The organism is Leptolyngbya sp. AN02str (genome assembly GCF_050565595.1).
Classification (GTDB): domain Bacteria; phylum Cyanobacteriota; class Cyanobacteriia; order Elainellales; family Elainellaceae; genus Kaiparowitsia.
Map to the genome: position 1 here is coordinate 23,504 of NZ_JBNXVR010000042.1, position 12,060 is coordinate 35,563.

Sequence of the window (12,060 nt, forward strand, 5' to 3'; positions counted from 1 at the left end):
CCACCATAGCTCACGGCCAAGTGATTGCGGAGACAATCTCACGAACCGAAACGTGGACGACATACCCGCTTCAGCCCATTGAACCGTACACTGAAAAAGCGATCGCCTTACCGCTCTTTATCGATGGATGCGCTATGGAACGTGGTCTTCTTTGGTTTCCGTTGCTGATCTTTTTCTTTGGGCTGGCCTATGCCGGATGGAATGAGTATCAAAAGCTGGAGGCCTATAAAATTTGGGCTGAGCAGTTTGATCGCGCCAAATACGATATTCGAGCCGTGTTAGGCCAAAAAGATGACACGATCACTTGGGGCAAACCCACCCGCAAAGGCCCCGTGAACTTGCAAACATTCTCTCTCCGACAGGTGAAGACGATTCAGCTATGGGTTGATGGGGCGATCGCCTCGTTTGATAGCCCACCTGAACAGGGACGAGTTGTTTGCCTTCGGTTTGAAACTTCAGAAACTGCAATTGAAATACCGTTTACCGATGTTGCTTTAGCCGTTCAGTGGGGTCAGTTTTTACAGCAACATTTAACCTCTTTTCAGATATAAAACTACTGCCCGTACAGTACTGAGAAAACAGCGTCCATGCGATCGCAGAATGAAGCCTGGATTAAGCAAGCAAAACCTCACAACCTTCTGCAATGAACACCCACAGAAAACAATGGATTTTTCGGGGTTTTCAGCCTTTAGCACTGGGGATCGATAATCTCAGAAGTAAAGGATAGGCAAAGCAGCCAGCTACATCACCCCTCAAGCCTGTGCCAGCGCCTCCAATTTCCCCCAAAACCATCTAGTTTTTTGAATCTATTGCATCAAAACATGGCCGTTAGCGATCGCCATATCTTTGCAATAAATCCGCAGAGTTACGCTCATGATCTTGATTGCGGTCGTGCCAGCATTTTAGAAGCAGCATTTCAGGATTTGAATGACATCACAAGGATAGTCACCTGTGTTTCTTACATAGGATGAGCAAAGAGCAAAGGTATGAAGAAGTTAGCCTTGAAAGCATTGGCAACCGCAGCAATGAGCGTTGCCATGTTCACCTCGATGGGGCAGTCTGCCCACGCCATGAAACTGGGTGGATGGAACTACGCCCTCGATTCGTTTCAAGACGGTGCAACAAAAGTCGGCAATAAAACGGTTACTGGCTCCAAAAGTCCATTTGAATTTTACGGAATAGCCTATCAAGAGACTAAAACCAGCATCAACTTTGCGATCAACGCAAATTTATTGCAATCTGGCTTTCTCAACCAAAGAGCACTGAATGGGCGCGTCAGCTACGGGGATTTGTTTTTGAGGTTCGGCAATGGAACCAAGAATTCTTCCCTCCTAGCTGTTCGCTTTGACGGGCTGAACGATTCACGCAAAATCATGCAGTCTCAAACCGTTACCCAGCGTGTTTGGAATGCCCGCGCCAAACGTTGGGAAACCAAAACCACGATCAGAAACCAACTGGTTAATGCAACAGGCGTCTACAGCAATGTTGTAGGAGCAGACCTCACGAAACAGAACGCAGCTCCCAAAGCCGCTCCTGGAAAGCAAAACCCGGTCAGACTCACGAATATCGTACGGGGTAAACGGGTTGGCCGAGTCTCTTCGCTCACTCCCAAGCAATTGGCAAAGTTGGGGCTCAACTTTGGTCGGTTTGGGGCCAAGGGTCGCACCACATTTGGCTTTTCCATTGATAAGGCGCTGTTGCCCAAGGGCCAGTTCTTGGCCAGTTTGTTTGCCGAAAATGGCGCTGATGGCATGACCCTGAAAGGGCGGGTTGGGCCTGCACCCGCACCCAAGCCCAAGCCTCCGGTTCCCGCTAACCCATCCACGGGTAGCACGGTCACGCCGATTCCCACAAAGCCGATTGGCCTACCGCCCAAGCCGCCTACTGTGGTGGTCACTGCGCCTAATGGCGTGCAGCCAGTCCCCGAGCCGTCTACCATGGCAGGCACAGCGGTGCTTGGGACCTTCTTAGGCCGACGGTTCATGCGGCGGAACAACCAGCAAAAGCCCACTCAAATGACGCCCTCCTGATGGCTACCCACTAGGAATCTGTCAATTTTGTTGCTTTAGGGTAAATCTTTGTAGATTTACCCTAAAGCATTTTCAGGATAGTGCAGTGAATTACGGATGTGCCCTGGCGGATGGTTTAAGTCCCTCGACACCATTAAAAACTAGATCCTAAAACCCTGTGTCGCCCGCACAGCAGACGGCACAGGGTTTTAGGGTTTTATATTTGACTAACCTGAATTTTGGATAAGCTGAAGTGCCCATTTCTGCGTGCGCGATGCGCACGCAGAAATGCTCTTAACCGAAACTGACGTTTGACTATGGCTGATCACTCAGAAGCGCTTTGTGAAGGGCGATCGCTACTAAGGCTTAAGACATGGTCAAACCCTGGATGTGCCGGGTTCTCTGAACCATATAACATTTTTTTGGGGAGGGGTTTTTCTTTATTCCTCCCTGAATCATCCCATCCTGTCGATCACAGAACTCGCACCAAAAAAGGCATTCACAGATAGGGCAAGTATGTACCATGATTGGGATATGATGTCTGCCCCCTAACCCCGTGCGCCCATGGCTAACCTTCCTTACGTCTCTAGAAATGAACTGATACAGCGACGGCGGCGATTGCGCTGGCAGCGACGACTCAAAGCGGCGCAATCGTTTTGGCGGTTGATCGTGCTGCTTGGGCTAACGGGCGGAGCGGTGTGGGTCATGAGACAACCCGGCTGGGTGATTCGTGATGCCAGTCAGATTGTTGTAGAAGGATACGAGCTGTTGTCGCCCGAAATGGTGCGATCGCTCCTGCCACTTGAGTATCCCCAATCCTTGTGGGAAGTCGAAGTTGATCAAGTTGCTCAAGAGCTAGCATCTCGTGGTCCTGTTTCAGCCGCAACGATTTCTCGACGGTTGTTTCCACCCAGCCTGGTGGTAGAAATTACTGAACGGACGCCTGTGGCAATCGCTCTCGACTTTGTTCCTGATGTGACGAGTCCCACTGGGGCGATCGCCACCAATCCTTCTCGCGGGTTAATTGACGCAACTGGAGCCTGGTTTCCCCTCGAAAACTACACCACCATCAGCCCATCCTTACAAATTCCAAATTTGACAGTTGTGGGCATGCACGCCCAAAACCGCGAACAGTGGGCCACTCTCTACCAGGAGCTCAGCCGCTTTCAGCAAACGGTTGCCAACCCCGTCACTATTTCAGAACTCGATTGGCGCGACCCCACAAATCTCATTGCTCGCACCGAAGTTGGTAGCGTGCATCTTGGGGCCTTCAGCAATGCCCAAATGTTTGCGCAGCAGCTTCAAGCCCTCAACCAAATGCGCCAGCTCCCCCAAAACATTAACACTAGCCGCATTGCTTACATTGATCTAAAAAATCCTGCCAGCCCGCTCATTCAAATGGTTGGCTTTCATCAAGCTGTTTCCTACGAAAATCCAAATGCAACTTCAGCCGATGGGGATAGCGATTATTACAATGACGACGAGTTCTAAAACGTTGCATCAAATCATCGGCTAGCCCAATACACACTGCGCCAGTAGCGTATACCATCATTTTTTTGCGTTACCTCATCCTCAGCATGCACACTAGGCAATATCTAATGTGCTGAAATCTCATCCGCCGAATCAACGTACTAAAGTTACGATGCTGATTGTGGGCAGCAATTTTAAGTGTGGCGATCGCTCAATGCACAGCCGCTCATCCCAACTGTTCAGCAAACTCAAATCATCCTCAAACGCCATTCACACAAGGGTCATCTCTAGCGCGATCGCTAAAAATAGGGTCATCCCAGGGTCATCCATTTCGCTGTGGCAACGCCCACCAATCGTCCGCAAACCATTATTTTGAATAGAAAAACTACATACCGCTCCCAATAGCGGTCTAAACCTTAAGCAAATCACTATCTATATCGAATTTCGGGAACGCTGATTGGTTTTTCAGACGAGTTATCCTAAGATGTTTAGAACTAAATGCCGTCCGTGTGTTTAAGAATGCTGAAGAATTAGCAGTCTTTTACAAACCTATTGCAACAATAAGTTGGCGGTTCAGTTCTAAGTTCGCTGTGGGCTTGTCCAGGTTTATCGACTTTAGCCTGTGACCCACCCAGTAGCACTTATAGTTGACTCATGGGCCATCGCCAAAGTCGGCTGCCATGCCAAACGATATACCTAAAATGTCAGGTTCAATGGATACCGAAAAATCTTTTACTAACTCTGGACTACACTTGGGTCAAGTTGGCGACATGAACAACACAAACAACAAGCCAGCAACAGAAGCCAGGGGTAGTGAGATCGTGCCAGGTAGTTTTGCCAGAATTAAAGTGATTGGTGTTGGCGGTGGTGGTTGCAACGCCGTGAATCGCATGATTGATAGCGGAGTTGCCGGGGTTGAGTTTTGGACCATTAATACCGACGCGCAGGCCTTAACCAACTCTGGGGCAAACAACTGTCTGCAAGTTGGGCAAAAGCTAACCCGTGGACTAGGGGCTGGTGGTAACCCTGCCATCGGCCAAAAGGCAGCCGAAGAGTCTCGCGATGAAATTGCTGGTGCGCTCGAAAATGCCGACCTCGTATTCATTACCGCAGGGATGGGCGGTGGCACTGGAACGGGAGCTGCTCCGATTGTGGCAGAGGTCGCCAAAGAGGTCGGTGCACTGACTGTCGGTGTGGTCACTCGTCCTTTTACCTTCGAAGGGAAGCGTCGCACTACCCAAGCCGAAGAAGGAATTGGCGCATTGCAGAGCCGAGTGGATACGTTGATTGTGATCCCCAATGACAAGTTGCTAAGCGTTATTTCAGAACAAACCCCCGTACAAGAAGCCTTTCGGGTTGCGGATGATATCTTGCGGCAAGGGGTGCAGGGGATTTCCGACATCATTACCATTCCTGGGTTAGTGAATGTGGACTTTGCCGATGTCCGTGCTGTAATGGCCGATGCGGGTTCTGCGCTGATGGGAATCGGTATTGGCTCTGGCAAGTCGCGTGCCCGCGAAGCTGCCATGACTGCAATTTCTTCCCCCTTGCTGGAATCGTCTATCGATGGGGCACGTGGGGTCGTCTTCAACATTACTGGTGGCGAAGATCTAACCCTACACGAGGTCAATAACGCTGCTGAGATCATTTACGAAGCCGTAGATCCCAATGCCAACATCATTTTTGGTGCGGTGATTGATAACCGCTTGCAGGGTGAAGTGCGCATTACGGTAATTGCCACTGGTTTTGCCGCCGATGCCACGAGTTCTGCAGCTGGCGCACGGGTTTCTCCACTGAAGCGATCGATTGCGGGCCCGCCTATGGGTTCGGTGCCTCCTGCAACCGAGCCTCGCACACCGGGCGGTAAGCCAGATCTTGATATCCCTGAATTTCTACAGCGTCGCCGTCCTACTCGTTAGGTTCTACTCGTTAGGACGTGTTTTCCGCAGAGGAATCCCCAGACCTTGGGCTCCAATCATAGGGCTTACGCAGTTCGATGGTTTTTCTGGCGCAACGCTCTCGAAAAATCACACAAGCTCTGAGAAGGGCTTTGCAGAAACTGCGTCCGCTCTGGTGGAGTGATAGAGGCAGAGTTTGCCATTTTAAGCAAAAGCTTTGATTACTTTTTCTGCGCTTTGTTGGAACTTTTGGCGAAGGAAACCGTCAAAGCTCTTGGGGCCTCGTGTCTCCACTCAGAGGGTTTGGGGGGCTAAACCCTCTGAGCTACCGCCAACCTAGGTTAGATGGATCTCGCTACAATAGAACGAGTGATCCCTCTAAGTGGTTGAGCGAACAGCTCCCCCAATTATTTATCCATGGCTGATCAAAAACTTGTGTTGGTTGGGCTGAAGGCTCACCATTTTCGCCATCCTCTTGATTTACAGGCAACCCAGGCTCTTCAGCAAATTCCTGGACTTGACCTAGCAGTGCGGGCAATTTTGGGTTCTTTTGCAGAGCAGTTTTTTCAGTTAGAGAATCTGGCTTCGGGGGTTTTGGTGAGCGATCGCCAACTCCCTGATCTCCATCAGTTATTGCTAAACGCTTGCGAAATTTTGGACTTGGAACCGCCCCAGCTTTACATTCGACAGCATCCGGTTCCCAATGCGTATACCTTTGCAATGCGAGGCAAGCAGCCTTTTATTGTACTGCACACATCACTCATCGATTTGCTGACCCCCGATGAGATTCAAGCGGTGATTGCCCATGAACTGGGACACCTAAAGTGTGAGCACAGCGTTTATATGACCTTGGCCAATCTCATTGTGCTGGCAGCTAGCACCACGGTATGGGGTGGGGTTTTAGCCCAAGGTTTGCAGGAGCGCTTGATGGAGTGGGTGCGTTGTGCAGAATTTACCTGCGATCGCGCGGCTTTGTTGGTTGCTCAAGATCCGCGAATTGTGGCTTCGGTGCTGATGAAACTGACGGGTGGCTCACCCAAATTGGCAACTCAACTCAACTTGGATGCTTTTTTGGCGCAGGCAAGAGATTACAATGAGCTAAGTACCAGCGAAATTGGTCAACTGCTGCGGCAAGCTCAAACCGCACAGCTGACTCATCCCGTGCCTGTCCTGCGGGCTAAGGAGATTGAACGCTGGGCCAGCAGTAAAGATTATCAATCTTTACTAAAATCGCGCCCAGTGCTCTATAATGGTGAAATTAAGGTTACGGGCGGATGGCGAAATTGGTAGACGCACCACACTCAAAATGTGGCGGCCTTTGGTCATGGGAGTTCGAGTCTCCCTCTGCCCATCTCTAACCATCAAGAAAGAGCGGTTCATCTTATATGCATCGCTCTTTTAGCTTGAAGATTTCAAGGCGCTGAATGCTTGGTGGAGTGGCGATCGCCCATTCTATCAAACTCAATTTGAAATTTGGTTGCGGAAAGAGACTGAACCAAGTTGTAGCTCAAAGGAACAACACGTTATCACCACCTACCCACTGATGAGGTCCCCATGTCAAATTGGCTGAAGCGATGGGAATCGCCACGGCGGTCGGGTCGCAATGACAAAGGCAAAGGCGGTAGTGCCCGACAGCGACAACTCCGCAAACAATTCAAAACCCTGCAACAAAAACTGAAGCAGCAGCCCAAAGAGGGAAGTGGACCAACTCCGCTTCCCTCTTTTTTACGAGTTGTACGAGTAGGACTTATGCACTTCATCCAAAAAACCAGTGGGTTGAATGATGCTTGGGGCACTAAGCGCTCCAAGCATCATTCAACTGCGTAAGTCCTGATAAGTTTAATCTCAAACTGACAGGCGCAACCACCCTTAAAACAGGCTTGTCAGCGACCTTAAACAGGCTTGTCAGCATCAGAGGGTTTGAAATGCAGCACGGGCAAGCGGCTTCCTCGAAATAGCTCCTCACTTGCTTCGCCAACCGACAGCAGCACACCATTCACGGCGCGAGCTACCACTAAACCGACCAACACAGGAACCGTTGCCAAGCCGACTAGCATTTCAGCATTGACATTCAACTGGTCTGACTTTGGGTTGGAATCTGCCATGGCTAAAATTCAACCTCCTCAATGAACAAAGCTGAACTCTTTTTCGTCTTAAAATTCAGAGTTTTCAAGCAAGCTAGCTACTCTGGGTTGATCTCAATCGTTTAAGAGGTTGTACTTCCTTCAGTCTAATACCGTTCAGGAGTTCTGCAAGGGAAGGATAGGGCGCGAACCCAGCTCATTCTCACGCAGAGATCATGAGACCCAGTGAGCAAAGCGCATGGGTGCAAATCCAACCCCCACACGGTCTAGAATTCGAGTCGCTTACGCGATCCACGCTGTAACATGGATGCCATCGCCCTAAATTTCTTTCATGTGAACGACGACAGATCGGTAACGAGACCCTCCATATAGAGGCAGCGATAAAACATGGGCGATCGCCCCTGAGTGGCTCAATGGGTCAAAGATTTGAAGCCAGGGCGACTCAAGCCAACGTTGCTCGGAATCTAGCTTGAATGAGCAATGTAGATGGCTCCTCAGTTACGCTAAATGTTGAGAAAAATTGGTCACTTTCTCAAAGATTGTGCTATCTCTGGTAGGCAGATTTGTTGCAAATTCTAGGGTTGGGCGGGTCGCCTCGCTTTACGCTTATTCGTTGGTACTTAGTCCATGGGAATTGAACATACTCGCAGCCAAGGAAATTCACCCCTGGCTCAATGGTTTCATAAGACCGTTGATCTCGAATCCGTTCGGGTGCAGTTTCGCCTGCGAGGCAACATTCTCCATATTTTGTGTGAAGGGTACCCCAGCCCAGATCTAACGCTGGTTCTGTCGCAACTGTTGCCCGCCCTCAAAGGTGTGGATTTAAATACGCTGATTCCGCCCAATCAACCCAAAATTTATCAGCTATTCGTCTATGGGCGCAGACCTGGACACGGTAAGCCAGACTGGACTGCTCCCATTGACCTCAATCAGTTGGACTATCATCTAGAGCTGTTGAAGCATGCCCAGGCAGATATGACCCAGGCTTCGCGGGTTTTAGTAGGTCTGGGTGCCAGTGCGGCTCCGGTCACCAGCAACGATGGGCCGCCACTGCCGGGAGCCAACTATGCACGGGTCAAGCCACCCCATGTACCGCAGCGGCCGAATACTTCGGCAATTCAGCTGTCTAACTTTAGCTTGGCAAAGCAGGGAAATACCGATGCGATCGCGCGATACCTCAGCGAAACCTTGAGTGCCTTGGGGGTCGCTGTGCAGGTGAGTGCCAAAACGATTCCCTATCGCCCTACTGCGACTGCGACGGTTGTGGCGGCAGCGGCGGCTCCTGCCGAGTCGTTGCGTCGCCTGTGGATTGTGTGCGATGCCACCTATAGCCCCGATCCAACCTTAATTGCCGAGCCGATTGCTCAGCGCTTGCGCAACTTGGAGCTAGAAAAAGTTCGGGATGCCATTGTCATTGTGCAGGTACGGGGGGAATTGCAGCCCGACTGGCGCTTGCGGGTTGACCTTACCCCAACCGAAGAAATGCTGCGGGAACTGGCCCGGTGGGGAGACGTGCAGGCCATCACTCGATTGCTAGATCATGCGCTGAACCCCGAAGGAATGGCGATCGCCACGGCCTCCCTCAAGGAAGCGACGCTGCACCTGTTTTGTGGATATCGCATCGAGCCAGATTACGCTCCTAAAGAAGGCGCACCGGAACAGGAAGCCGTGCGAACGTTGATTGCGCCCCTACTGGATGCGATCGCGCCTCAAGGCATTGAAGCTGCCACCCTTTATGGACAGGTTCCCGACGCGGATGAACCCGCTTGGGTAATGTGGCTGAATTTGCCAGCCCATGAGCACACAGCGCTGGCCGATACAGCCATTACCCTGGCTCGACAAGGAGACTGGGCGGCGATCGCCTTTTTGCTCAACCGATTGCTCAATCCCGATTTAGATCGACAGTTGGCAACCGGAGGAATTCGGCTGCAGCTATTGCCCAAAGTTGACCCCTTGGCCATGCGAGCCAACAGCAGTGGCGAACAGCAGTACGTTCTGCACATCATGACCGATGCCCCCATCTGCCCCGACCAAAAGCAGGTAGGCAAAACAGCCATCAAGTTTTTGCAAGATTTGCGCCTATCCAATGTCAGCGGGATTCGAGTATATGGGCGTCGGGCTGGCCAAAAGCGACCGCTATGGACCGAAGGCGTTGACTTGGTTTCGCGCCGGAGTGGTGGCACGGAAGTGGCCCCCGAATTTGCAGCCGCCGAAGCCTTTATGGGCGACTTGCTGAGTTCTACCACAGAGCTTGCGCTCCCAGACGAAGCAAGCGAAGGCCAGATTGAGCAATCTTGGCAACAGAATCTTGAACGTTGGAAGCAGTCAACCCAGCACTGGTTGGTGCGATCGCAACTGTTCGTCAATGATGAGGCCGCAAGTGCTGCATCCCCAGCCACAGCCGGAACGAGCGATCGTCAGGCAACCTGGAAGCTTGCACTTATTTGGGGAGCGGCTGGGTTGCTGTTGGCCCTGCAAATTGACTGGGGCTTAGGTCGTGTGATGCAGCCACCCCCAGATGATGCAGTTGCCGCAGAGGTTCCAAGCCCCATGCCCACGGCCACAATCCCCGCTTCGCCGACGGCTGACGTGCTGCCAGAAGCCGTTCCTGGCGGTACCCGGGATGATCTCGATTCCATGGCGGATGAACCCTCTACCACGGAAGAACCCACCGCAGCAGCCACCCCAGCAGCCAGCCCACTCGCGTCGGGTTCACCAACCGCTTCACCAACCGCTTCACCGACGGATGCGTTGCCCAATTTGGAATTGAATCGCTCAGGGCGCGATCGCACTCAGGTGTTTGATGAAACTGGCTTCACTCAAGCCGATGAGCCCTCAGCATCTCCAGGTTCAGAGCCTTCTTCCAATCCAACCGCTGTTGCATCACCCTCAGCAGATCAACCTGCAACGAATCAGCCGACCGCCGAGCGATCGCCCCTGCCCAGCCCCACGTCCCCAACAGCCGCTCCCGCAGCATCGCCCAGCCCAACGGCTTTGGTTGAGCCCCCTGCTGCTAACGAGTTACCCTATTCTGTTCCCAATCCACGGCTTCAGGCTATTACCACGGCCATTCTTTCGGCAGAGCCATCGTTACCAACCTTTAACACGCGATTGCTCGATGAAAAGTACATGCTGTACCGCGATCGCCTGTTGCAGTATGGCCCGGTCGATGTGTTGATCGTGGGTAGCTCTCGAGCGCTGCGAGGCATTGACCCTGCCGCATTGCAGCAAGAGCTGACCAAGCTAGGCTATGCCGATGTCAGCATCTTTAACTACGCCATCAATGGGGCAACTGCTCAGGTTGTCGATCTCACCCTACGGCAAATTTTGCGCCCTAATGAGCTGCCTAAACTCGTGATTTGGGCAGACGGAGCCCGTGCCTTTAACAGTGGCTCTGTGGATGTCACCTACAACGGAGTAATGGTCTCCGAAGGCTACCGTGAGCTTGTGGCGAGCCGACGAGTCGATGGCTCTGGCGAAGCGGTAGTCGCCGAGCCATCGATGGACTCCGCCCAGCCTCAAGGCATTGGAGAATCTTTAAATCAAAGCTACCAAGCAATTGATCGAGCCATGAGCGATCGCCTCGGCCAAATCTCAGCCGCTCACAGTTACCGCGATCGCCTCAAAACATTGGTCAGAAATGTCTTTGGAGTGTTCTCCCCCCTGATCAACAGTTCAACTGCTGCCAAGCCCTTTCCCAATGCGGTGCAGTCCTTGTCCGATCAGGGGCGCGACATGATTGACTTCGATGGCTTCTTGCCATTAGCTCTCAAGTTCAACCCGGCCACCTACTACCAGGAATATGCTCGGGTGGAAGGACGCTACGATGGCGACTATACCGACTTTCGGATTGAAGGAGCACAAGAGCAAGCATTTGAATCGCTGCTCAGCTTTACCAGCGATCGCCAAATTCCCGTCGTCTTCATCAACCTCCCACTAACCGACGAATACCTCGATACAAGTCGCCGCCAGCACGAGCAAACGTTCCGTCAGTACATGCTGCAGCAAGCCGCTGAGCAACCCGGCTTCGTTTTTCGTGACTTGTCCGACGTGTGGTTGTCAAACTACGATTACTTCTCCGATCCTAGCCATCTCAATCGCTATGGAGCCTATGAGATTTCGCGCCGCATCGCCCAAGATCCACTCATCCCTTGGGCCGACGCTGCAGCACCCGCAGCCAAAACACCTTCCCCAGTCCAAGCCCAACCGTAAAATCACTGACTGAGGCGAAAGCGAGTTAACACCAAGGGTTGTACACCTTCAGCCAATTCCTTTGCCAGAAAAAATGATGCGATCGCACGATTTTGTGGCATTCTAAGCGCAAAGCAACCTCCATCGACATTCGCCACCTCGTTGACGACCGCAGTGGAGAGTCTCGGTTGGGCGAAGCAAGATGGACAGCATCCTTCATGGCGATCGCACCTTACATTGCTCCAATCCCCTCGACAACTAGACCGGATCGAGCTTAATGTTAGGTTCGCAACTGCGACTACGCTGGCACCGAGTTTCCTGTGTATCCCTGTGCAAGCTTGTTCACAAGCTATGCTCTGTGTTCCGATCCATTGATTCGCTCTACGAATCTGACCATTGGTCCGACCC

8 protein-coding genes and 1 tRNA gene are annotated in these 12,060 nt (G+C 52.0%); 8 read left to right on the forward strand and 1 reads right to left on the reverse strand.

The genetic code is table 11. The features are described from left to right. The first annotated feature begins 20 nt into the window (after positions 1-20). The 7 genes from ACQ4M4_RS23225 to ACQ4M4_RS23255 all read left to right on the forward strand — a co-directional run bounded on the left by ACQ4M4_RS23225 (position 21) and on the right by ACQ4M4_RS23255 (position 7,204). On the forward strand, positions 21-551 hold the full coding sequence (locus ACQ4M4_RS23225) for a hypothetical protein (RefSeq protein ID WP_430686855.1): 531 nt from the start codon (positions 21-23) through the stop codon (positions 549-551). 435 nt (positions 552-986) lie between these two features. Then, a complete protein-coding gene (locus tag ACQ4M4_RS23230; RefSeq protein WP_430686856.1) occupies positions 987-2,030 on the forward strand; it encodes an XDD3 family exosortase-dependent surface protein in 1,044 nt (347 codons plus the stop codon). 543 nt (positions 2,031-2,573) lie between these two features. Beyond that, positions 2,574-3,500: a cell division protein FtsQ/DivIB gene (locus tag ACQ4M4_RS23235; RefSeq protein ID WP_430686857.1), complete on the forward strand. Its 927-nt coding sequence runs from the start codon at positions 2,574-2,576 to the stop codon at positions 3,498-3,500. An 800-nt stretch (positions 3,501-4,300) separates the two neighbouring features. Then, positions 4,301-5,398: a cell division protein FtsZ gene (gene ftsZ / locus ACQ4M4_RS23240; RefSeq protein ID WP_430686858.1), complete on the forward strand. Its 1,098-nt coding sequence runs from the start codon at positions 4,301-4,303 to the stop codon at positions 5,396-5,398. A 396-nt stretch (positions 5,399-5,794) separates the two neighbouring features. Beyond that, positions 5,795-6,667 (forward strand): M48 family metallopeptidase, encoded by an 873-nt coding sequence (locus ACQ4M4_RS23245; RefSeq protein ID WP_430686859.1) that lies wholly within the window; start codon positions 5,795-5,797, stop codon positions 6,665-6,667. Further along, positions 6,646-6,728: transfer RNA gene (locus ACQ4M4_RS23250), tRNA-Leu, on the forward strand. The genes ACQ4M4_RS23245 and ACQ4M4_RS23250 overlap by 22 nt, the downstream gene beginning before the upstream one ends. Before the next feature lie 203 nt (positions 6,729-6,931). Further along, positions 6,932-7,204 (forward strand): hypothetical protein, encoded by a 273-nt coding sequence (locus ACQ4M4_RS23255; protein WP_430686860.1) that lies wholly within the window; start codon positions 6,932-6,934, stop codon positions 7,202-7,204. Between the two features lie 65 nt (positions 7,205-7,269). Here ACQ4M4_RS23255 and ACQ4M4_RS23260 read toward each other — a convergent pair whose 3' ends face one another. Next, the gene (locus tag ACQ4M4_RS23260; RefSeq protein ID WP_430686861.1) at positions 7,270-7,482 is read right to left on the reverse strand and encodes a hypothetical protein; all 213 of its coding nucleotides are present in this window, start codon (positions 7,480-7,482) and stop codon (positions 7,270-7,272) included. A 606-nt stretch (positions 7,483-8,088) separates the two neighbouring features. Between ACQ4M4_RS23260 and ACQ4M4_RS23265 the strand changes: the two genes are divergently transcribed. Continuing rightward, positions 8,089-11,673, forward strand: coding sequence for a hypothetical protein (locus ACQ4M4_RS23265; RefSeq protein WP_430686862.1), 3,585 nt, complete (start codon positions 8,089-8,091; stop codon positions 11,671-11,673). Positions 11,674-12,060 lie beyond the last annotated feature (387 nt).

Excerpts from the sequence above, each read along its gene's own strand:
- ACQ4M4_RS23230 (WP_430686856.1), top strand. The coding sequence starts at position 987 with ATGAAGAAGTTAGCCTTGAAAGCATTGGCAACCGCAGCAATGAGCGTT.
- ACQ4M4_RS23235 (WP_430686857.1), top strand. The coding sequence starts at position 2,574 with ATGGCTAACCTTCCTTACGTCTCTAGAAATGAACTGATACAGCGACGG.
- ACQ4M4_RS23245 (WP_430686859.1), top strand. The coding sequence starts at position 5,795 with ATGGCTGATCAAAAACTTGTGTTGGTTGGGCTGAAGGCTCACCATTTT.
- ACQ4M4_RS23255 (WP_430686860.1), top strand. The coding sequence starts at position 6,932 with ATGTCAAATTGGCTGAAGCGATGGGAATCGCCACGGCGGTCGGGTCGC.
- ACQ4M4_RS23260 (WP_430686861.1), bottom strand. The coding sequence starts at position 7,482 with ATGGCAGATTCCAACCCAAAGTCAGACCAGTTGAATGTCAATGCTGAA.
- ACQ4M4_RS23265 (WP_430686862.1), top strand. The coding sequence starts at position 8,089 with ATGGGAATTGAACATACTCGCAGCCAAGGAAATTCACCCCTGGCTCAA.